Source organism: Sphingomonas sp. LR55 (genome assembly GCF_036856015.1).
Classification (GTDB): domain Bacteria; phylum Pseudomonadota; class Alphaproteobacteria; order Sphingomonadales; family Sphingomonadaceae; genus Sphingomonas.
This window is the reverse complement of the sequence record NZ_JASPFO010000001.1, coordinates 754,541-777,707: the sequence shown is the minus strand read 5'-3', so window position 1 is coordinate 777,707 and position 23,167 is coordinate 754,541. Positions and strand designations below refer to the sequence as shown.

The following is a 23,167-nucleotide window of genomic DNA, read 5'->3' as shown; positions in this document are numbered from 1 at the left end:
CGCCCTTCTTGTGCTTCCCAAGTTCGGACATTCGTTCATGGTTCGCAACTGCCCAGCAACGCTAATAAATGGTCAAACTGACGGCTTTGCTGCTGGGCTTAACGCAACCTCTCGAACGGCAGGTTCGCCGCAAACTAGCATCCGGTGTTCGTCTGGCCGACGACGCGTGATAGAATCCGGTGGCGCGATCAGGGGGTAACCTTAACCATGATCACCCCATGCGCTGGCACCAGTGCGGCGTAGCGGTCAGAAACCTTGCCTATCGACCGATGGCTCCACACGTCGCGTACGTCTGCACGGACCGAGCGGGTCAGACCGATTTCCGGCCAATTGACCTCGATCTTGGCAGGACTTTCGGAGCGGTTGAATAGTATCACGGCCCGGCTTCCATCGCTCAACGGCTTCGACCAGACCTCCAGATCGCCATCATCGCGTATACGACGACCCTGCTGACCCAGGGGGTCCTGGTTGACCGCGATTACCTCCTTGTTCAACAAAATGTCGCGCGTTGCTGCACTCATGTTGGTGATATCGTTACCGGCAATCAGTGGTGAGGTCATCATCGCCCACAGACTGAAATGAGAGCGGTACTCGGTATCGGACATTCCACCATTGCCGACCTCGAGCATGTCGGCATCGTTCCAGTGCCCGGGCCCCGCATACGGATAAAGCGGCTCGTTCGCGTCAACGATGTCGACCATACCGATCGACCATTTGTCTCGCCCCTTCCAGGCGTCGCGAATATCGCTGGTGGTGCGCCACGAGTTGCCAATCTTCTTGCCCCATTCCCAAGGACGATTGTTGCCCCATTCGCATATCGCCAGAAGCACCGGCCGCCCCGTGGCTTTGAGGGCATCAGACATGAGAGCGTAGGCGCTTTCGGCGTTCAACGTGCCAGTCGAGCACCAGTCATACTTCAGATAGTCTACGCCCCACCGAGCGTATGTAAGTGCGTCCTGATATTCATGTCCAAGGCTGCCGGGCTTGCCGCCACACGTCTTGGCGCCGGCATCGGAGTATATCCCGAACTTGAGGCCGCGCGTGGACGTAATCGGCCAGTGCCTTCATGCCCGATGGAAACTTCTCTCGACTTTCCGTGATGAAGCCGTTGGCATCGCGCTCACCGTGCCAGCAGTCGTCGATAACGACATACTCGTACCCCGCATCGCGCATGCCATTCGTCGCCATGGTGTCGGCGATGCGACGCACCGTCTTCTCATCGATCTTGCAGCCGAACTTGTTCCAGCTGTTCCATCCCATCTGCGGCGTTCGTGCCAACCCATTGGCCTTGCGGTTTGGGTCCAACGAAGGACGCAGCGTGTTTGGATCGACAAACTGATCCTGCGCCCGCGCCACGCCGACCGCAAACGGCAGAAAGGCAAGTACAACTAGATGCGCCAGCTTTTTCAAAAGTACTTCCTTATAAAAGCAATACGTCTGGTCATTCGTTTGGCTAAGCCAATTGCGTCTTGATGAGTATCCCGTCCGACGGCAGGATGCGGTCGAGAAAAGGCAGGATCGCGGCGCCTATTGCCGGACTATCTCGCGACAGACTCGCCCGAGCGATCGGCGCAATTATAGGGATATTGGGTGCTGCCGTTCGCAATTTTCGGTAGGTATCCGTAGCGAGCTGATCGAGGATATCGTCCGGCAGCCGCCCTCCAACGAGAACAATCGCCGGATTGACTAGGCAGTTCACGGCCGTCAGCGCTGGCACGAGCGCGTCCGATGCGTCCTCGAGCCACGCGGCGACGTGCGGCTTGAACGCTGCGGGAAACGGTTGCGTCGGATCCATGCCCGCCGAGTCCAGTCCTGCAGTCTCCAGATAGCTCGACAATGCCGACAGGGAGACGACGTCCTGCAGCACCTTGGTCGGATCAGTGACGAGCGGCAGAAAGCCGATTTCCCCGCCGCGGGCGTTTGCGCCGCGGTAATAAGCGCCGTCGATCACGACCCCGCCGCCCAGCCCCGCGCTGACGAGAATGTAGAAGAAGTTCGCATGGTGCCCCTCGCCGAACTGCGCCTCGCCGATGGCCGCTGCGGCGGCATCGTTGTCGATATGGATCGACCAGGGAACGATGGGTGCGAGCATCGCCTGGATATCGACATCGCTCCACTGCTCGTACCCGGGCGGGCGATGCGGCAGGTCGACACGGCCGAGATCGTCGGGAAGTGCCACACCCATCCCAAGCACCCGGTCAAAACGGACCGCATCGGTACGAACGATTGTCGCAATTCCTTTTTCGACGACCCGTACGACGTCTTCAGGCGATGCGAATGCGATCTGTCGGGTAAACCGAGATCGCACCGTGCCCGCCAAATCGAGTGATACTAAAGTAACATGATCGCGATCGATGTTAAGGCCGACGGCATAGCCTCCTTCCGGATTGATCCGAAGGCGCGTCGCCGGCTGGCCTCGACCGCCCAAGCGTCGACCGGCATCGATCACCAGTTCGTTCTCGAATAATCGCCCTACGATGTTGGCGATCGTCGGCGCAGTCAAATTGGTCATCACCGCGATTTCGTTTCGCGTGATGTCAGGATTGCGTCGAATGATCTGCGTTACGACGCGCTGATTATAGTCACCTGCACGTTCCAGGTTCGTGCCTGACAGACTAGGCCCAAGCCTGACCGATCGGTCGTCTGCAGTAACGCTGGCGCTGGTCGCTTTTCCGGAAACGTTGAAATTGGAGGGCCTATCCATTCGCGGCAAAGTTCATTGACCGGGATGCGGGAGGAGTCGACGCAGGGGCAAAGGACTTGAGAAAGGTCTCGTGCGGTTCGGCAAGCGCAACGGCGTCACGTATCGAACCCTTCATCCGCTCGAACGCTGCCTCGAGATCTGACAGGGAGAAATGATCCGCCAGCGGGTCGTGCGCAGCGGCATCGATACCAAATCCGGCGTACATAGATAGCCAACTCGGGTCCTGAAATGACTCCCACTCGTAGCGCACGAGGTGCCCGCGAGCCTTGAACAATGTCAGCTTGCGCGCCAGCTCCTCGGGCAGCGCGGTGCCGCGGCAGCGATCCCACATCGGCTGACCCTGCCGGCCATTCGCAAAGTAATGCAGGACGAGGAAGTCGCGGATGCGGGCATATTCCAGTCCGGTCGTGCGATTATACTCATTCGCCAACGCCGGATCGAAACCCCGATCAGGCAGCAAGGCCAGCAACTTTTCCAATCCGGTCTGGATGAGCGTGATGCTCGTCGATTCAAGCGGCTCCATGAATCCCGCTGCGAGTCCGAGTGCGACGCAGTTGCCTTGCCAGAATGCTGTCCGACGACCGGTACGGAAACGGATCATGTTCGGCTCGGCCAGCGCTTCGCCTTCGAGCCTGCCCTTCAAAGTCGCCACCGCCTCGTCATCCGAAATGTGGCGGCTCGCATAGACATAGCCGTTGCCGACCCGGTGCTGCAGCGGAATCCGCCACTGCCAGCCAGCAGTCAGGGCCGTGCTACGCGTATATGGGGTCAGCGGTCCTGCTCGTTCGCATGGCATCGCGACTGCGCGATCGCACGGAAGCAGGTTCGTCCAATCCTCGTACGGGACGCCTAGCGCGTCACCGAGCAATAGCGACCGAAACCCCGAGCAGTCGATGAAGAGGTCGCCAGCGATCGCCTTGCCGCACTGCGTATCTACACTGGAAATGAAGCCTGTGGCCTGATCGACGAGGACATTGGTGATCGTGGCGTCGATGTGTTCCACGCCCCATTCGCCCGCCTTTTTCGCCAGGAACCTGGCGAACAGGCCTGCGTCGAAATGTACCGCCCAGTCGAAGAACAGTAGGTCATGCACCGGACTGTCGGTCGGTCGCATGAAGAGGTTACGCTCGGCAAGCGCGGTTGCGAGACAGAAGTCGGACAGCGGCGTAGCTCGCCCAGCTGCGTTCATCTTGCGCCAGTAGTGGTGGAACGCCACCCCCGCGATCGCATCCCGTACAGGCCGAAGGGATGGAAGAACCGCTCCCCCTCGCGCTTCCAATCCACGAACTCGATGCCGAGCTTCACCGTGCCCTGCGCAGCCGCCATGACTTCCTGCTCGGTGACGCCGATTTCCCGGAAGAAATCCCGAATGCCCGGAACGGTCGCCTCGCCCACCCCCACCGTGCGTATGTCGCTGGATTCGACTACCGTGATGGTCACGGACTGACGATCGAGCCGGCGCGCGAGGAGCGTCGCCGCCATCCACCCCGCAGTGCCCCCGCCGACGATCACGATCGAGCGTATCGGTCCTGAGCTACGCGTTGCTCCTGCTCCATCCGTCACGCCCGATCCCCCATCCTGTGCGTTGCCACGCAAACGCCCGCCACCTCGCAAACAGGGTGGCGAGCGCTTACAGTCTCACCCGCAGATCAGAACTTGAAACGCGCGCCCGCCATGAATCGACGCTCATAGATGTTGTTGTATGCCTTCTCGTCTGGGAAGGTCAGATAGTATTTTTCATACTCGCCGGTCAGGTTCGACCCTTGCGCATACAGCGTCAGGTTTGGCGTGAAGTCGTAGCTGATCGATGCATCGACGTAGTTCGTCGGCTGCTGATACAGTTCGAGGCCTCGAATGCCGCCGAAGTCCTGCTGGACCGCACGCTTCGAACGGTAGTTCCAGGCGACGCGAGCTTGGAAGTGATTGTCCTGGTAGAAGCCGGCTAGATTGGTCTGGATCTTCGAATTGTCCTGGAACGGGATCGAGTCTCTCTTCAAATCGACCGCGCCTGAATCGGACGGCGAGTAGGTGATATTCGCATCTATGCCGAAGTTGGAGAGCACCGTCGGAATGAAGCCGAAGTCGTTGAACGACAGCTTGGCACCCGCTTCGACACCCTTGAGCGTACCACCGTCGCCCTGAACCGGGGTGCTGATCGACACGGTCCGGTTGCGAACCACGCCGTCATTGTCAGGCAGATCGGTTCGCACGATGTTGCCAGACTGGATGAAGCTGGCGACGTCGATGTAGAAGGCACCCACGCTCAGCAGGCTGCTGCGACCGATATAGTATTCCAGCGAGCCTTCGACGTTCGTGGCGCGCCAGGGATCGAGCTGCGGATTGCCGTTCGAGCTGCCGCCGGTGACGCGGAAGACGGGCGATCCCGGGTTGCTCGTGTCGATCGCGTAGTTTGGATTGAGCCCGCCACCCCATTGGTTGAGATCCAGCAGCGTCATCGTCTTGGAGTAGGCGAGGCGCAGCTTCAGGTTGTCGGCGAAGTTGAACGCCAGGTTGAACGCCGGCAGGAAGTCGGTGAAGCTCCGCTTGGTCTCGACCGTCCCGTTGACCGTGTTCGCGACGCCGTAGGGGCGCGGCGAACCGGTCACGAACTGGGTGATGTCGAGCTTGGTGTTGATGACCTTGAGGCCGGCGTTGCCGGATACGGGAATGCCGAACACGTCACCCTTGACGTTGAGCTGTGCGTAGCCCGAAATCTGCTTCACGCCGACGTTAAACGACGCACCGGGGTTCTGAATCTCGACGTTGCCTGGGTAGAAGCTGTTCTGGAACGCGAGCGCGTTATCCATGACCTTGGGATCAAGTACGTAGATCGGTGGCAGGCCGGCACCCGGTAGATTGAACTGCTTAACCTGGCCGTTGAAGATCGGGTCGCTGGCCTTGCGGACCACGCCCGACGTGTAGGGCCTGAAGCCTGGGGTATCGAACGTGCCCGAGCCGGCGTAGCAGGATTTATCGCTCAAAGGCACGTCGAACGCCTTCCACTTGACCAAGCAACCGCCCGGCTGCGACGCTTGCCCTGCATACAGCGGTGCCGCCCGATCGAACTCGAAGTCGTCGACCGAGCGCTCGCTGTATCGGCCACCGGCACTCAGGCTCACACTGTCATTGGCCTCATACGAAACGTCGCCGCGGATGATCTTCAGGTCGCCCTTGCGGCGATAGTTACCCTCGGAAGACGTGGTCTTCATCGCGTAGTTGTCGATGTTGCCGAGCGCCGTCGTCAGCTGCGACGGCAGGGTGAAGACGGGCTGGTTACCGGTGAAATCGACCGTAGCTGGCAACGATGCCGTACCCGCGATCGTGTTGACCGCATAACCACCCGGATTGAACGCGACGTCGCCGGTCGGATAATGACCGATCCCGCCCGGCTGCCACTGCGCGCCGTTCGATGGGCTGAACTGCAGATAGCTCTGGTCGTAGTTCGAATAGGCCTTGCCGTAGACACCGCGCAGGCTTGCCTTGAACCGGCCGCCATTGTCGTACTTCAGCTCGGCATTGTAGTTCTGCGACTGAGACTTGAACTTGTCATTCTGTGCGTAGGAATCGAAATTGCCCAGGTCGTAATTATAGACCTGCGTCGTGTTCAGATCATAATCGCGCGTCACGCCACCGTTGCTAAGCGACACGGTCGAGCCGGTGTTGCGCGACTGGCCCGGCACGAATTCGCCGGCCTGCCAGTTTACGTTCTGCATCTGAATGCCGGCGGTGCGATCATTCTCGTTCTGGCGGGTGAAGAACGCATCTGCGTTCAGCGTCAGGGCGTCGCTGATCTCCCACTGCGCCGAGGCGTTGATGCCGATCCGCTCACGCTGGTTGACCTTGTCCCAAGCGGTGAAGCCCTGAGGAACGATGAATGCGTCGTTCGCGTCGCCGTCGCCATTCACGTCGCGGCCCGTCCCTACGATCGTCCCCTTGGGACGATTTGCGGGTGAGAAGCCGTTGCTGAGGTTGACGTCGCCAGTAGGGTTGGCCGCGGTGTTGAACTGCTCGTTGTGCAGCGCGGCCCCGTAGCCTTCCTGGATCCCGTTGTGTGAGTTCGAAAGATGCAGGTTCGAATAGGCGCCCGACACTAGGAACCCGAACTTCTCGCCCCGGAAGCCGAAGAGCCCGTTCAGGTTCGGATCGAACTCCTTGGTCTTGTCGCCGTAGGCGCCCTCGGCAGCGGCGGCGACGGTGAAGCCCTTCTTGAGATCGAACGGACGGCGCGTGCGCAGGTTTACGGTGCCGGTGATTCCCGCGTTGAGCAGGTCTGCCGTGCTCGACTTGATGACGTCCGCGCCAGCGAACAGCTGCGACGGGATATCGTTGAAGTTCGGCTGGATCGTCGTGATCGACTGAGCACCGAGATAGGCCTCGCCGTTGAGCAACGTCGTAACCTGCGGCAGGCCACGAATGTTTATCGCCGCGCCCTCACCGGCATCACGACGGATCTGCACGCCGGGGATACGCTGGAGCGAATCCGAGATCGTCACATCGGGCAGCTTGCCGATGTCCTCGGCCGAGATGGAGTCGGTGACCGACGCGGCATCGCGCTTGAGGTTGACCGCACGCTGCTGCGATCCGCGAATGCCGGTGACGACGATGTCCTGCGTTTCAGCAGCCGCGTCGCTCGCGGGCATGGTCGGGTTCTGAGCTTCGCTCGCCTGGTCGGCAGCAGCCGCCGAGGGCGATGCGGCTTGATCGGTAGGTGCGTTCTGCAACACCCCCTGTGTTGTCGACGTCTGCTGGGCAAGTGCGGTGCCGCTACTCACCAGCGCCGTCACGGAAGCCGCGACCATCAACATATTCTTGGAACGTGCACGCAACATTTCGACCGTCTCCCTCAGCACCCGAAATCGCCAGCGACTGACGAACATTTTAGCATGCTAAGATCGAGCCGATCGGCGACTCATCGCCCCACCCTCTCCTGCCTGCCAGTCGCAACTTTCCGTTGTCTCGACATCGCGTGTTTAATCGTCCGGTAGATCCGGTCAATAACAAAATCAATTTGCGTTTATAACGATCGCTGGCATGCTTGGTTGACGATGGCCGAGCAGCGGTCACGCCAGTAAAGAGGGGAGCATTGCCTTGCAAAACAGTATCGCTGCTCGGGCTATCGAGCCGCAGTCAGCATCTGTACCGGCTTTAGGGATCGACTTTGGTGGCACCAAGATCGAAGCCGTCTTGTTAGGTGCAGACGGTGAGACGCTTTGGCAGCAGCGGGTTCCCAATCCCGGTACGTATGATACCGCGGTAGCTGCGATCGCCGAGTTCGTCGTGGCTGCCGACATCGCGGGGGGCACGGCATGTACCGTCGGCATTGGCGCACCCGGATCGCCGTCGCCGCGTACCGGCATAATGCGCAACAGCAACTCTCTTTACCTGAACGGTCGATCGTTCTCCGAAGACCTCACCGCTGTTCTCGGCCGACCGGTGCGGCTAGTAAACGACGCGAACTGCCTCGCGCTGTCCGAGGCCACCGATGGCGCAGCCACCGGTGCGCGCAGCGTGTTCGCACTGGTGATCGGTACGGGCGTCGGTGGCGGCATCGTACTCTCGGGAGCTTGTCTCGACGGCGCCCACGGCATTGCCGGCGAGATTGGGCACTTACCTCTACCCTGGCCGCGCAGCGACGAACTGTCTCCGCCGCCATGCTGGTGCGGCCTGACGGGGTGTATCGAAAGCTGGGTTTCCGGCACGGGTTTCGCGCGTGCCGCCAGGACAGAACATGGTCTGTCGCTCAGCGCGCCCGAGATCGTTGCAGCCGCCCGCGCCGGGAATCCCGCCGCCCGAGCTGCACTGGATGCGTATGTCGATCGGCTGGGACGCGTACTGGCCTTGGTTGCAAACCTGCTGGACCCCGAGGTCGTCGTATTGGGCGGAGGCATGTCGAACGTCGCCGAGATCTATGAAGAACTTCCGTCCATCGTCCGCCGCTATGCCTTCTCGGACCTATGGGACGGTCGCATCGTGCCCGCGCGCTGGGGCGATGCGTCCGGCGTGCGCGGCGCTGCGCGATTGTGGACTGGGGACGCCTGACCGACCCAAGGTCCGGCAAGACAAACTAAGAACCAACCGGCCGGTAGAATATCGAGCCAGGAACTCAGGAGAGATCTATCCATGCGATCGTTGCCACTAACAGCCGCCTTGCTGCTCGGTGCCGCATTTTCTTCCTCGCTGGGCGCCCAAGCCGTGGTGCCGACAATGCGGCCGACGATCGCGAATGCCGGCCCCTACAATGTTGCCATCCTAGAAGGCGGGACCGGGGTGGAGCGTGATCTGACAGGCGCCGACGCAGCTGTCCAAGCCAATGCCCCCTGGACGCTGTCCACTTGGGTTCGCCCAAGCGAAGCCGGAGAGGACGGTTTGCTGCTGGCCGTCGGTAATCCGCTCGAAACCTGTCGCTGCCTTGACCTTACCAATGGGCGTGCGACTGCCGTAGACGGAGCGACCCGAGTAACCGGCGGACCGGCGTTGGCCGCGGGCAAGTGGACGCATGTCGCCGCTGTGGCGAACGGACGGACACTGATCCTCTATGTCGATGGTCGCGTCGTCGCGTCCGTCGCGAACCGCCCGAGCGAAGTCGTCGCCCGCCTCGCCGTCGCACCGGTGACGAACGGCCCTAAAGCGCCTCGCCATTTTGGCGGATCGCTGGTTGCGGCGCAGCTCAACGGCGCGGCGCTGAGCGCCAGCGAGATCACGGCCGCCATCCGAGCGCGGCCGGATTTCGATCTCGTGCAATTCTGGCAGGTCGGCGTCGGCTGGCCGTTCCAGAAGCAGGCCAATATCGGCCTTACCCAGCAGCAGGATGCCTGGACCTTGCCGAAGGCGCGCGTGAGCGCGACCACGGCGCCGATCGCGCACTTGCCCCTGCCCCCGACGGGACTGGCGCGCGAAAGCGACGGCCGCTGGCTGGTCAATGGCTGGCAGCTCGCCGCAGCCCCCGAAGTCCGCGAAGATGCCGCCAACCTGTCGCGTCCGGGCCCTGCCACGGGCACGTGGCGTGCGGCGACCGTGCCGGGCACCGTCCTGACGACGCTGGTCGACCGCGGTGTTTATCCGGATCCATATTACGGGCTCAACAACCTCAAGATTCCCGAGAGCCTTGCACGGCAGGACTATTGGTACCGCACCAGCTTTACGGTGCCCGCCGCCGCCGCGGGCAAGCGCCTGACATTGGTGTTTGGTGGCATCAACTACGCCGCTGACGTCTGGGCAAACGGCCGCAGGCTGGGCGACACCCACGGCGCCTTCATCCGCGGTCAGTTCGATCTCGTCCCGGTTGCCGGCGAGAATGTCGTCGCGGTCCGCGTATCGCCGCCACCGCATCCCGGCATTCCGCACGAGCAGTCGATCAGCGGCGGCGTCGGCGAGAACGGGGGCCAGCTTGCCATCGATGGCCCAACCTTCGTCGCAACCGAGGGCTGGGACTGGATACCGGGCATTCGGGACCGTAACACGGGGATGTGGCGGCCCGTGGAACTGCTCGCGCATGGGACCGTCCGGCTGCTCGATCCCAAGATCGTCACCGATCTGCCTCTGCCGCGTACTGACAGCGCTGACGTCTATATCACCGTCCCGGTCCAGAACGCTGGTGCGACAGCCGCAAGCGTCACCGTACGTGCAGCGTTTGGCGGCGTCCGAATGGAGAAGACGGTCATCGCGCCGCCCGGTGAGACGAAGGTCGTCTTCAACCCTAAGGAGTTCGCGCAGCTTCACGTCGCCAATCCAAAACTTTGGTGGCCGAACGGCTATGGCGAGCAGGCTCTCTACCAACTGTCGCTTGAAGCGTTGGCCGACGGCCAGCTCTCGGATACGCGCACCGACAAGTTCGGTATTCGCGAAGTCAGCTACGACCTGTCGCTGTTCGATGCGGCGGGTGCGCTGCGCCGGGTCAATCTCCAGTTCACCGACGGCAGCTTGCGCGGCGAGCGCCTGATCGATGTTCGCCATCAAGCTATCAAGCAATCCCCCAACGGCTGGGCGGAATCGCTGACGCCGCAGGGCGAGCGTTCCCCGGCGGTAACACCGGTCGAGGCGACGATGCCCGAACCGCATCTGACGATCCGCGTGAACGGCGTGCAGATCGCCGCGCGCGGGGCAATTGGGGCATGGACGATGCGATGAAGCGCATCGGACGCGCGCCTCGCACCCTATTTCCGTCTCCAGAAGGAGGCACACATGAACGTCATCCGCAACTGGATGGGCAACAATACCGAAGAAGAGTTCTACGACCTCGCCGATGAGAACGGCATGATGATCCTCAACGATTTCTGGCAATCGACCCAGAATTTCCAGGTCGAGCCGGAAGATCCGGCACTGTTTTTGAAGAACGCCGACGACGTGGTCCGCCGCTACCGCAACCACCCGTCGATCATCCTGTGGTTCGGTCGCAACGAGGGGGTGCCCTATCCAGCCCTGAACGAAGGCCTTGATGACCTGATCGCGCGCGAGGACGGCACACGCTGGTTCACGGGCAGCTCCAACGTCGTCAACCTGCAGGGGTCGGGACCGTACAACTATCGTCCGCCGGTGGGCTATTTCACCGGCCTCGCCACCGGTTTCTCGGTGGAGACGGGAACGCCGTCGCTCTCCACGCTCGAGTCCGTCCGCGCCAACATGCCCGACAGCGAGACCTGGCCGCTCAGCGACACGCTCGCCTATCACGACTGGCATTTCGCGGGGAACGGCGACACCAAGACGTTCATGTCCACGCTCGACACCATGTTCGGGCCCGGCACCAGCTTCGCCGATTTCGAGCGCAAGGCGCAGATGATGAACCTCGAAACGCACAAGGCGATGTACGAAGGGTTCTTAGGCCATCTGTGGACCAAGAACTCGGGTCGACTGCTCTGGATGACGCATCCTGCATGGCCGTCGAACGCGTGGCAGATCTACAGCTGGGACTATGACACGCAGGCCTCGTATTACGGTGCGAAGAAGGCCGCTGAGCCGCTTCACGTCCAGCTCAACCTGCCGGGCAATGAACTGGTCGTGCTCAACACGACCCGTGAGGCACAGCCGGGATTGCGAGTCCGCACACGTGTCGTCGGACTTGACAACGCCGAACTGTTCACGCGCGAGGATCGTGTCGACGCGGGCGCCAACATGGCGACGCCGCTTGCAGCGGTGCCGCTCGATCGCCTGTTCGCGTCGAACCCCATGCTCCTGGTCAAGCTCGAATTGATCGATCGAGCGGGCAATACGGTTGCCGACAACTTCTATTGGCGCGGGAAAGACGAAGCCGCCTACCGGACGCTGAACACGCTGCAGAGCGTCGCGCTGACCGGGTCCGTCGTAGCGCAGGCGGTTGACGGCGCGGACAACGTCGTGACGGTGACGCTCGCCAATCGAACTGCGGTTCCAGCGCTGAACGCGAAGCTGACGCTGGTGGATGCACAGAACAAACGTATCCTGCCCGCATTCTACAGCGACAATTACGTCGCGCTTCTGCCCGGAGAGGAGAAGCGCATCGAGATCCGCTATCCCAAGACCATGGGCACTGCGGCGGCCGCGCTGACGGTACGCGGATGGAACGTCGCGCAATCGGATCGGTTCATCACGCTCGCACCCCGGACCGTCAGCAGTGGAGATGCGCAATAGCGACCTGTCGGCGCAACTTCGGTTGCGCCGACCGCGCAGGCGGGGTCATCCTGTCGGCGCCGTCCTTCGCCGAGTGCGTTAGCCGGGTTTGCGCGCCACGGGCATTGGCGGCGGACTCAGGGCGTCAGCGATCTGTACCGTAAACCGGGCATTGCGCGTTTCGGACGGCGGCGCGAGCACGCCCAGCGCATGCACCGGCAGGTGATTGCCGGCGTCCGGCGCCGTGTCGTCGAATACGTAATGGTCGAACCAGCGACGCCATGCCAAGCGTTGGGCCGGGGCGAGATCGCGGATTGCGAGGACGGCGTGGCTCAGCGCGCCCATCGGCGAAAGCGCATGCGGCTCGGCCCACCAGTAATTGACCATCACGTTGAACCCGGCGGTCGCCTTGACGCTATGCCACCAGATAGGCGGAATGAAGAGCGCATCGCCGGGATCTAGATCGGCCACGAGCCCGTGCCGCATGGCATCGGCGAATTTGGGGTAGCGTTCGAGATCCGGGTTCTCGAGATCCACCATGCTGACCGGCGGTCCCGCGATCGTGAAGTGGAACGGGCCGACATACAGGTTGCCCACCTGTTCGGGCGGGAACAGCGTGAAACGCCGCCGACCCGCCACGACCACCGCAACGTTGCTCGCCTCGTCGAAATGCGTCGCGACGTGCGTGCGATTGCCTACCCAGATCCGCGGCTTGGCACCCGGCAGATCGAACGACAGGGGATTGTCTGCGATCCAGGCGGACAGGTGATCGTCCGCCGCGGCAGCGCCGGCATAGAGCGCGACCGGCTCCGCCTCGCCGCGAAGCGACAGCAGCTTGTCGAGCAGCCCGCTGAGCGAGCCGAACCGCTTCTGGAAATTGCAGGCCTGCATCGACGCATCGTAGAAGAACCGACCATCGATCTCCGGCGGACCGATCAGCACTTCGGCCGGGCGTCCGCGGTCCATCGCCTTCATGTAATCGACCAGTGCCTCGTCGGACCGGAGCCCTGCCGCAACGGCCGGCCACAGTTTCGCCTGACCGCGCAGTAGGATAGGGCGGTCCCGCGTCGCGATCTCATCAGCGAACCGCGCGGCATCGACGGGGCCGGTTTCATCGACCTTGGCGTGAATCGTCATAACCGGCTCTCCTCGCCGCCTTCTAGCGCCGGTTACCTCGAAGCTGAAGACCGTCTGCTGTGCCAATGCACATGCCACGATTGCCGGAGCGCGGCGCCCTTGCCGTCGCATCAAGGCAGGTGCAGTTGCTGGCTGCATGCCAACTGGTCATGCGCTTCTTCGATGATATTCTGCCGCCGAGACATCGCGACGGTCAGCGCCGCACATCAGGGATAACGCCGATCATGAAGCTTTTGCTCTACACCGCCCTCCTCGTCGCCACGGCAACGTCACCTGCGGCCGCACAGCTCAAGCTGCCGCGTCTCTTCAGCGACCACACCGTGTTGCAGCGTGATCGGCCGCTGCACGTCTGGGGCTGGGCGCGTGCGGACGCGAACGTTACCGTGTCGTTGCACGGCCAACGCGTAATGGCAGTCGCCGACCGCCTCGGTAGATGGGACGCGTGGTTGAAGCCCGAAGCGGCAGGCGGTCCCTTTGTGCTCGTCGTCGACGGAGACGCGGCAGAGGGTAAGGTCCAGGTACAGGACGTGATGCTCGGCGACGTTTGGTTCGCATCGGGCCAGTCGAACATGGAGTTCCCGCTAAAGGGCTTCGACGGCGCGCCTCTAAAGAATGCCGCCGCGGAGATCGCGGCAGCGACCGACCCGCACGTTCGGCTCCTCCGTATCGAACACAAGAGCAGTTCCATCCCGCTACGCGACATCGATGCAACCTGGACGACTACTACGCCCGCGACCGCCACCGACTTCTCGGCCGTCGGCTATTTCTTTGCCCGCGAAATTGCAGCCCGCGAGCACGTGACGGTAGGCGTAATCGACTCGACCTGGGGCGGCACACCTGCTGACAGCTGGGTGTCGACCGAGGCGTTCGCGACCGATGCAACGTTGGCCCCAGCCATCGACGCACGTGCTCGATTCCAACAGGACCAGACCGACGCGGACCTAGCCACCGTCGCCGAGGCTCGCGAGGATGCTGCCATCCTTGCGTCGGGCGGTAAGCCTCCCACGCATCCATGGCACCCCCCGAGGATGCGTACCGGCCGTCATCGCTTTACAACGCAATGGTTGCGCCCTTCACGGGCTACGGCATCAAGGGCGTTATCTGGTACCAGGGCGAGACGAACAGCAACGTCGCGCGCGCCATATTACGCCGACCTCTTCCGGGGACTGATCACCGACTGGCGTCACAATTTCGCGCAGGGGGCTTTCCCATTCCTTTTTGCGCAGATCTCTTCATTCAACTCACCCGACGAGGAGTGGGGTTTGGTACGCGATGCGCAGCGTCGTGCGCTTGCCCTGACCAACACCGCCATGGCGGTGACGACCGACGTCGGCGACCCAGGCAATGTGCATCCGGGCGACAAGCAAACCGTTGCCGCGCGACTTGCGCTCGCGGCACGCAGCATCGCGTATGGAGAGCGCGTCGCATATCAGAGCCCGCTCTTCCGCGAGACGAGCGGCGAACCGGGCGGGAAGCGCGTTTGGTTCGATCATGCAGAAGGCCTGACTAGCCGAGGCGCACGAGTTACGGGTTTTGAGATCGCCGGCCCTGATCACAAATTCGCCTCTGCCAAGGCGCGGATCGATGGCGAGAGCGTGGTCGTAACCGGAGCAATATCGAACCCCCGCTACGTTCGCTACAACTGGAGCGGCGTCGTGCCTGGTAACCTCTTCAATGCCGTAGGCTTGCCCATGTCGACGTTCACCTCTGAGGAACGCATCCAAGGGCATCTTACCTACCCTTGATGAGAGCTCTGCGCCTTCAGGGCCAGCCAGGGCGCCCGAGAGACGACGATCACTTTTCAGATGAAAGTTATTGGCGTGAGATGCATTGACATCCGTCTGCGCTCGACGAGGGGTCGATTGGCTCATTGGGGAGGGCCGATGTCTTCCCCGGCCGGCGCTTTCGAAATGACGGCGGCTTCTCACGGGCGTCCGGTAGTCCGCTCCGCATTCTCGTTACTGCCCTGATGCCGGCGAATGACTCGTGCACTCATCATCAACCCCGTAGCTGACGAAAACATACTTTCCCAACGCGACGCTATAGTTCTACCCGCATTTCTCCATGACTTTTTCCGATGTGCCGTGCGTTAAGTTAAACGAGTTCTGCAGTGCAGAATTCCAACGTGCGGACTGACCCACATCTGGACATTCAAGTGCCCTTTCCCGCCTCTGAACTTCAGCCATTCGTTCATCGGGCTGAGCGGTAGCGTTCGGCGGATGATCCATTGCCTCGATGGCTTGAAAGGAGAAGACTGCGGACGGTCCGTTTTCGGCTAAGCAGGCCGTGATAGCAGACATTGGGCAGCTGCCGCCTTTCCCTGGAAGGATCCGCTAGCTGGATGGTATAAGTTGGAGAACCCAGCGGAGCTACCTTCCAAGGGCACGCTGGAGCTGAGATCGAACATTATTGCCGCTGTTGTCTTTTCAAGCGGCCCGTCGCATCAATCAGTTGATGCTGACGGAGATTATCGGTGCGGGCATTCCAACTGGGTTTGAGTGCCATACTTCTCGGATCGGCTTCCGCCAGTGCAGGGACTCAGCCGCAGAGCGTCCCCGGTGTCCCACCCGCCCTCACCTCTTTCTTGCACAACGACATCGTCGAACCTGGCGATTACCGATGGTTACGCGGGCGGTTTGCTGATGCGACAGCTGTGGACAAGCAGGTGTTCATCGCTGCTTTGGAGTGGAATGAAAAGTGTGAGAACCAGTCGCGTACGGCGATGAAAGGCCTACTGGCCACGATGGGCCAAAGTTTTGATCCTGGTAAGGACGTCTATACTCGGCCTGCACCGTGCCGTCAGTTCGTACAGCTCCCAATACCAGCGGACGTGACATGGCCTGCGTTTTCCGCTGCGCTCGATCGCGTCCGGCCGTATGCACTCGGTATTATTCGTGCGACTGCGCTTTTCGAGCAGCAGGTGATCGATCAAGGCAACTATGCCGAGCAATTGCGCACCCGACCACTCGGCGAGCAGACCTTGCGTTTCGCATGGGTCGAAAGCCAGCGCCATGAGGGGCAAACTGCCGCTTATTCGTCGCTTGAACGGATCGTTTACGAAGGCATTCTTCTGCGTGCCCTGGACGACCGCGATCAAGGTAATACGGCATGGCTTTCGACCAAGGTGGCTCATGAAGGCTGGCCAACGCGTTCAAAGGTAGGTGACGCGGCATCCAGCGCGGCTTGGCTGCTTGTCCAACATGCGGATGCCAATCCAGCCTTCCAGCTGACTGCCTTGCGCCTCATGGCGCCGCTGGCCTCTGAAGACGAGATTGATCCGCGCAACTTTGCGATGTTAACGGACCGCGTCGAGCTCAAGCTCTCCGGTCAACAGCGATACGGCACGCAATGGACCTGCAACCGCGGCAACCGCGTGCCGCTTCCACTGGCGAACACTGATGCGGTCACTGACGCTCTGCGCGCGAAGGCAAAACTTGGGTCGCTCAAGCAAAACGCCGCCCAAATCGATACCTTGTACGGACCGTGCCCACCCGCGGCCTAGGTCAGACCCAAAAAGACCCATAATCGGACGCTCACGCCCCTTCCCCCACTTCCCAACATCGGACGCTGGTTAATCTTCGCGACGAACCGATTGTGAAGGCGGCAATCCGGTCGCGAATGTCGTGATGGGAGAGGAAAGCGGTCCGGCTGCTTTCGAGGATTTCCACGTCAGCACGCGCCACAGCGTGGCGTGAAGACGTAGACGCGCAAATTGCCGATATGCGCGTGATTGTAGACCGTTGGCCCAAGGGAATAGATGCCAACATTGCCCGGATCGATCGGCACGAAGCGCTCGATTTGGCGGGAGAGGCTGTTGTAGAGCGTAAGGGGAGCACGGGTCATGCCGCGAGCCTTACCCGGGTGCGCAGCAAAGGGGAGAAAGAGCGCTACTCACGCGAACCGACGCGGCATATCGTTCCGGCGCCGGACCGTGCGAGAGGCGAAGCCGCCGCGCACGATCTCGCAACCGTGCTGCTGTGTCAGTCTAGCTTCTTTACCCAAGCCTACGCCGGTGATGTGCGCCGTGCCGTCGTCGACCGCTAGGGTGAAGCCATATTCCCTGCCACCCGGACCGAAAAACCCGCCGCTCAGCTTGCCGGTCGCCCCGCTTGCGGTCGTCACGACGCCCTGGAACCGCGTCGTTCCGGGTATCAGCGTGGCCGTGAAATTCACGGTATAGGTCTTATCGCCCACCCCGGTCAGGGTCCCCTTCAGCACGCCGCTCGCGAGGTCGAAGGTGACGGTGGTGATGGTCCGGGCGTCGGTCGAGTCTTCCGGATTGTCGGAGTCGGTCGTCAGAATGCTGAGCGAAACCAATGAGCCGTAGCTGCCCGACGACAGCTCACTCGACGATATCGTCGGTGTACCGCCGACCAGGATCAGACCGGACGTATCCGCAGCAGGCGGTACCGGGTCCAGATTGACCGCGTAGACCGCGGTCACCGTATAGGCGAGGGCGAGACTGGACGGAATGCAGCCGAATCCGAAAAGATTGGCGCCTGCGCTATAGGCGATACCTTCGTCACCGGGTTCCGGGATATTGCGCTGCGCCCCTGTGAATGAGGCGATTGTCGCGCCGTTGCGTACCAAACTCACGTTGCGGGTCGCGGCGTCGAGCTGGAAGGACGAGTTCGTTCCGAGATCTACGAGTGCAGCCGACGCGGACGCATACCGATAGGTGCTGGGCGAGGGGAACGTGGGTTTCGCCTGCACCTCGGCGCCAAACAGCAGGTTCACCGCCTGGCTGCGCGTGAAATCGCAAGGGGAGACATAAGAAGCCGGCGTCGGCGTCGGCGTCGGCGCGGGCGTTGGAGCCGGCGTCGGTGCTGGCGTCGGCGTCGGCGTCGGCGTGGCACCGGGGACCGTCGTGATTGGCGGCGTCGTAGCCGAACCGTCGTCGCTACCGCAGCCGGACGTCAGGACGATCAGGCTGCACGCGGCAACCCCAGACAACAGCTTACGCATTACGCTAACCCCCGAACATCGAGACTAATTCACGATTTTTACAAAAATATAACTCGATAATTCATCGCGGCGGTCAACGTGGTCTTTCAAGATACATCGAAATGCGATCAATATTGTTCTCTGCAATCAAGATGATGAGCGCCACCATCGCCAATAACGTTCGGGACTGGCCGCGTGCCAGCCCCGAAAGAAAAAGGGTAGCAGAACGCGCCCCGCCCTACGGCTTCCGGCCAGACCCTCTTGCAGACTTTCAGACGCCGTTCCCCGCATCCCAACTTCACCCGTTCGTTCATCTAGTTGGGCGGCAACGCTTGGCGGCCGATCGGCTGCCTGGCCGGCTTGAAAGGCGAGAATAACATTCGGTCCGGTTCGACCACATCAGCGCCGAACTGCTTAACGCCATCAAGACCTGATCCGCGCTGGCGCTGGCGATGGCGATGGCGAACGGCATCGACACACTGGCACCGAGCGAGCATCGTCCCGGCCAGTATGCAAATCGACAGCAAAGACCCGGCAATGCCCCGCATGCCCCGCATGCCCCGCGCCGAGCTATCTCGTTGCCGATGGGCGCAGAGCGACCCTTTGCTTGCGGCGTATCACGACGACGAATGGGGCGTGCCCGAGCGCGACCCGCGCGCTGTGGGAAAAGCTGATGCTGGACGGATTTCAGGCCGGGCTGGCCTGGATCACGATCCTGCGCAAACGCGACGCATTCCGGGTTGCCTTCGCGGGCTTCGATCCGGACGTCGTCGCGCGGTTCGGCGAGCCGGACATCGCGACGATGCTCGGCAACGCCGGTATCGTCCGCTCACGCGCCAAGATCGCGGCGACGATCGGCAATGCCCGCGCCTATCTCGCGATGCGCAACGCCGGCGAGGATTTCGGCAGCTTCGTCTGGAGTTTCGTCGATGGTGCGCCGGTGATCGGCGACGGTGCGAAGGCGCTGACCCGCTCGCCTGCCTCCGAAGCGCTATCCGCGGCGCTCAAGCAGCGCGGGTTCAAGTTCGTCGGCCCCGTCATCGTCTACGCCTGGATGCAGGCCTGCGGTCTCGTGAACGACCATGAGACGTGCTGTTTTTGCCGAACCGAGCCATGAATGCGCCACCGCCGGGGTCTGGCGACCACCCTCATGCAGGGGCCCACGGACCACAGCTGTTCGCTATCCTGGCTGGACGATCGCCGCGACGATGCTGGCTTCGAGCCTCGCCTTTATCGACGGCTCGGTGACCAACGTCGCGCTTCCCGCGATCGGCAAGGATCTTGGTGGCGGTGCGTCAGACCTCCCCTGGATCATCAACGCCTATCTGCTGCCGCTATCGGCGCTGCTTCTGCTTGGTGGCGCAGCAGGCGACCATTACGGCCGCAGCCGGATGCTGGTGCTCGGCACAGTCCTGTTCGCGCTTGCGTCGATCGGCTGCGCACTGGCGCCGACGCTCTCGATCCTGCTGACAGCGCGCGGAATGCAGGGCATCAGCGCCGCGATCCTGATGCCCAACAGCCTGGGTATCCTCGGCAGTTCGTTCGAAGGCGAAGCAAGGGGGCGAGCGGTCGGGACATGGGCCGCAGCTGGCGCAATCGCCAGCGCCGTCGGACCACCGCTTGGCGGCTGGCTGGTCGACACGCTGGGCTGGCGGACGATCTTCTTCCTCAATCTGCCTGTCGCGGCGGCCGCGATCGTGGTCGCCCTGCGCTATGTCGAGGAGAGCGAACCCGGCGCACAACGCCTCGACTGGCTCGGCGCGATCTTGGTGACCGCGGCGCTCGGCATCCTGACATGGGCGCTGACCCTGTGGTCGAGCGGTCATGTCCTGTCGCCGAAAATCGGTGCGGGCCTGGGCATCGGCATCGTCCTGCTGGTTGCGTTCGTCGGCCAGGAACACCATCTAAGCAACCGCGCGACGATGCCGCTGACGCTGTTCGCGTCACGCCCGTTCGTCGGGCTGACCTTGTTGACTCTGCTGCTGTACGGCGCGCTGGGCGGGTTGCTGGTATTGCTACCGTATCTTTTGATCGTCGGCGGCGGATACACGCCGACCCAGGCGGGTTTCGCGTTGCTCCCCTTTTCGATCGTGATCGGCACCGCGTCGCGCTTTGCCGGACGACTGAGCGAGCGGATCGGCCCGCGCTGGCCGCTGACGATCGGGCCGATCGTTACCGGGGTCGGCTTCGTGCTGATGGCGACTGTCGACCCTGGGGCCCGCTATTGGAGCAACGTGCTGCCAGGTCTGGTGGTGATCGCGCTCGGGATGGCCGGCGCGGTCGCTCCGCTCACGACCGCAGTTCTTTCGTCCGTCGACGATCACCACACCGGTACCGCATCGGGGTTCAACAGCGCGATCGCACGAACGGGCGGCTTGATCGCAACGGCACTGGCCGGTGCCGTTGTCGCCGCATCGGTCGTACAGTTGACCGAGGCGTTCCATGTTGCAGCCTTGCTAGCGGCATTTTCGGCAGTGATGGCAGGCGTCATTGCATTTGTGACACTCGGTCGAGAGCGTGGCAGACGCTAGCCTTGCGTCTGGACCCACAAGCGGACGCTCAGGCCGCCCTGCTCGCTTCCCAGCTTCGGTCGTTCATTCAGTGTCAATTGTTGGCCCAAAATTTTTATAGGCCATCAGTAACGACCGCTTGCCGCATAGTCTTTCCTAGGAAACCGGCCGCAGTCGAAAAGCGATCGCGAACCTGGTATGTCCCGGGTGCGATGTCAGTGTCACCTGCGTAGCGTGCGCTTCGGCAACCTGCGCTACGATCGCGAGGCCGAGACCGCTGCTACCTGCCGAACGGTCCCGTTTCCAGAACCGATGGAAGATCGCCGCATGGTCCTGTTCGCGGATCCCGGGGCCGTCGTCGCAGACGGCCAGCGTCCCGTCCGTGCCGACCGAAACGTCGATCCTGCTGCTGGTACCGCTATGCTTGACCGCATTCTCCAACAGGCACCCCAGCGCCTTGGCGATCCAGGCCGCGTGCCCGGCGACCATCACGCTGTCCGCACCGGGTGACAACGCGATCGACTTGTCCGAGCGGAAGGCCAGCGGTGCGATCGATGCCACGCCGTCCGTCGCGATCTGGACGAGATCGACCGATGCCGCGGTATCCAGTGCCACGGTCTCCAACTCGGCGAGTTCCAAGACCTGCTCGACGATCCGGCCGAGCGCGTCCAGGTCGCTGCAAAGCCTTGCCCGCAACGCCGCGTCGTCGACCGCCTCGACACGCAGCCGGGCGACGGCGATCGGCGTACGTAGCTCGTGGGCGGCATCGGCGATGAAATCGCGTTGCATGCGGTAACTCGACGTCAGCCGTTCGAGCAGCGCGTTGACGGCTAGCGCGAGCGGGCGAACTTCGGCAGGAAGCCGCTCGTCATGCAATCGAAGATCAAGCGGCACGCCTTCCGCGGTCTCCAGCGAAGCCGACGCCCTACGCAATGGCAAAACCGCGCGGCGGATGATCAGCACGTCGATCGCGAGCAATAGCAACAGCAGCGGCGCCACGATCGCCATTCCGTAGAGCAGGAACTGCGCGAGCAGATCGTCGAGGATATAATCCGGATGCGTGAGGTTCTGGAGCACGGCGATCCACACCCGTTCGTTACCAACCTGAGCCGGGCTACTCGTCCCTGCATAGAAGGTGCGGCGCGACTGGCGACGAAAGAAGCTTTCCTCGTCCTCCAGCGGAATATCCGCGGTCGGCAGGACCATCTTTGACGCCGATTGGAACAGGACCGTGCCGCGTTGATCGAGAATGCGGAACGAGAAGCCTGCACTGGGCGCGAACACCGCCGCGCTGGTATTGTCCTGCGTCAACCGGAGCCGGCCGGTCCCGTCGTGCGATAGCGCCTGCCGCAAGGCTTGCGCGTGGACGTGGAGCGTCTGGTGCTGAATCCGCGCCGCGGTCGTGTCGAGGAACAGGTACACGCTGCCGGCGACCGCGATGGCAGTGATCAACACCGCGATCGCATGCCACCGCAGGATCTGCGCCATCAGCGACCGCGACTGGCTTGTCATGCGGCACGCTCCATAATCATATACCCCACCCCGCGGACGGTGACGATCTCGACATCCGCCTCGGCCAACGTCAGCCGCCTTCGCAACCGGTGGATATACACCTCGACCGCATTCGAGCCGAGATCGTCAGCGAGCCCGAACAGCAGTTGCTCGATATGCGCCTTCGTCACGACCCGGCTCGACCGGCGGATCAGCGCGGCGAGCACCTCCAGTTCGCGCGCGGACAGCACCGTCGGCACGCCGCCGATCGCAACCTCGCGCGTGGCGGGATCGAAGCTTACATTGCCGCAATCGATCGTCCGATCGACAATCGTCCCGCTACGCCGGAGCAGGGCCTGGATCCGGGCGAGCAGTTCCTCGGGCGCGAACGGCTTGGCGAGATAATCGTCGGCGCCTGCTTCGAGACCCGTCACCCGGTGTGCGACGCTCGCCCGTGCGGTCAGGGCGATCACCGGCGTGCGATCGTCCCGCTCGCGCATCGCACGCACGACCGATAGCCCATCGGCATCCGGGAGTCCCAGATCGAGGATAACGACGGCGTAGCGCGTGTAGGAGAGCACGATCAGCGCATCCTCGGCCGTGGTCGTGCAATCTGACGCATAGCCCGCCGTATCGAGCAGACGGACCAGCATCGTGACCAGCTCGGCATGGTCCTCAACGATCAGGATTCTCATCGCTCGGCCCGGCTCTGGGCGCGCCGATTGCGCGGCGCTTCACGCGGCGATCGGTCTGTAAGGCTCACGTAAGCCAGGCCGCGTAGCCCGGTCGATCCACGATC

The 23,167-nt window shown here is 62.4% G+C and carries 13 protein-coding genes and 4 pseudogenes; 7 read left to right on the top strand and 10 right to left on the bottom strand.

The annotated features are described in order from the left end of the window. Positions 1–188: 188 nt before the first annotated feature. From QP181_RS03780 to QP181_RS03760, 5 genes and pseudogenes are all read right to left on the bottom strand, one after another. Complete coding sequence (locus QP181_RS03780; RefSeq protein WP_333929540.1) at positions 189–521, bottom strand: alpha-amylase family protein; 333 nt, start codon at positions 519–521, stop codon at positions 189–191. Beyond that, a pseudogene (locus tag QP181_RS03775) lies at positions 522–1,260 on the bottom strand (glycoside hydrolase family 27 protein); the annotation flags it as partial. It abuts the gene before it with no gap. Between the two features lie 193 nt (positions 1,261–1,453). Then, positions 1,454–2,704 carry an ROK family transcriptional regulator gene (locus QP181_RS03770; RefSeq protein WP_333927644.1) on the bottom strand — a complete coding sequence of 417 codons (1,251 nt, stop codon included), beginning with the start codon at positions 2,702–2,704 and terminating at the stop codon, positions 1,454–1,456. Next, positions 2,697–4,186: pseudogene (locus QP181_RS03765) on the bottom strand (tryptophan halogenase family protein). Before QP181_RS03765 ends, QP181_RS03770 begins: the two are co-directional and overlap by 8 nt. A 167-nt stretch (positions 4,187–4,353) precedes the next feature. Continuing rightward, positions 4,354–7,503, bottom strand: a complete 3,150-nt coding sequence (locus QP181_RS03760) for a TonB-dependent receptor (protein WP_333927643.1) — start codon at positions 7,501–7,503, stop codon at positions 4,354–4,356. Positions 7,504–7,792: 289 nt separating this feature from the next. Here QP181_RS03760 and QP181_RS03755 point away from each other — a divergent pair, with 289 nt between their 5' ends. From QP181_RS03755 to QP181_RS03745, 3 genes are all read left to right on the top strand, one after another. Beyond that, positions 7,793–8,743, top strand: a complete 951-nt coding sequence (locus QP181_RS03755; RefSeq protein WP_333927642.1) for an ROK family protein — start codon at positions 7,793–7,795, stop codon at positions 8,741–8,743. Positions 8,744–8,824: 81 nt separating this feature from the next. Continuing rightward, the gene (locus tag QP181_RS03750; RefSeq protein WP_333927641.1) at positions 8,825–10,831 is read left to right on the top strand and encodes a glycosyl hydrolase 2 galactose-binding domain-containing protein; all 2,007 of its coding nucleotides are present in this window, start codon (positions 8,825–8,827) and stop codon (positions 10,829–10,831) included. A gap of 54 nt (positions 10,832–10,885) precedes the next feature. Then, complete coding sequence (locus tag QP181_RS03745) at positions 10,886–12,307, top strand: glycoside hydrolase family 2 protein (protein ID WP_333927640.1); 1,422 nt, start codon at positions 10,886–10,888, stop codon at positions 12,305–12,307. 78 nt (positions 12,308–12,385) lie between these two features. On the opposite strand, the gene QP181_RS03740 is transcribed toward QP181_RS03745, so the two are convergent. Beyond that, the gene (locus tag QP181_RS03740) at positions 12,386–13,423 is read right to left on the bottom strand and encodes a cupin-like domain-containing protein (RefSeq protein WP_333927639.1); all 1,038 of its coding nucleotides are present in this window, start codon (positions 13,421–13,423) and stop codon (positions 12,386–12,388) included. A 71-nt stretch (positions 13,424–13,494) separates the two neighbouring features. Between QP181_RS03740 and QP181_RS03735 the strand changes: the two genes are divergently transcribed. Both QP181_RS03735 and QP181_RS03730 read left to right on the top strand, forming a co-directional pair. Continuing rightward, a complete protein-coding gene (locus tag QP181_RS03735) occupies positions 13,495–15,168 on the top strand; it encodes a sialate O-acetylesterase family protein (protein ID WP_333927638.1) in 1,674 nt (557 codons plus the stop codon). A gap of 908 nt (positions 15,169–16,076) precedes the next feature. Further along, entirely contained in the window at positions 16,077–16,925 is an 849-nt protein-coding gene (locus tag QP181_RS03730; RefSeq protein WP_333927637.1) for a DUF6624 domain-containing protein, read from the top strand. A 159-nt stretch (positions 16,926–17,084) separates the two neighbouring features. Here QP181_RS03730 and QP181_RS03725 read toward each other — a convergent pair. Together QP181_RS03725 and QP181_RS03720 are read right to left on the bottom strand one after the other, a co-directional pair. Next, positions 17,085–17,266: pseudogene (locus tag QP181_RS03725) on the bottom strand (cysteine--tRNA ligase); the annotation flags it as partial. Positions 17,267–17,314: 48 nt separating this feature from the next. Beyond that, complete coding sequence (locus tag QP181_RS03720; RefSeq protein WP_333927635.1) at positions 17,315–18,160, bottom strand: HupA family protein; 846 nt, start codon at positions 18,158–18,160, stop codon at positions 17,315–17,317. Positions 18,161–18,922: 762 nt separating this feature from the next. Here QP181_RS03720 and QP181_RS03715 point away from each other — a divergent pair. Together QP181_RS03715 and QP181_RS03710 are read left to right on the top strand one after the other, a co-directional pair. Further along, positions 18,923–19,484 (top strand): annotated as a pseudogene (locus QP181_RS03715) (DNA-3-methyladenine glycosylase I). 91 nt (positions 19,485–19,575) lie between these two features. Further along, complete coding sequence (locus QP181_RS03710) at positions 19,576–20,898, top strand: MFS transporter (protein WP_333927633.1); 1,323 nt, start codon at positions 19,576–19,578, stop codon at positions 20,896–20,898. 135 nt (positions 20,899–21,033) lie between these two features. Here QP181_RS03710 and QP181_RS03705 read toward each other — a convergent pair whose 3' ends face one another. After that, positions 21,034–22,389 (bottom strand): sensor histidine kinase, encoded by a 1,356-nt coding sequence (locus QP181_RS03705; protein ID WP_333927632.1) that lies wholly within the window; start codon positions 22,387–22,389, stop codon positions 21,034–21,036. After that, on the bottom strand, positions 22,386–23,063 hold the full coding sequence (locus QP181_RS03700) for a response regulator (RefSeq protein ID WP_056059971.1): 678 nt from the start codon (positions 23,061–23,063) through the stop codon (positions 22,386–22,388). Before QP181_RS03700 ends, QP181_RS03705 begins: the two co-directional genes overlap by 4 nt. Positions 23,064–23,167 lie beyond the last annotated feature (104 nt).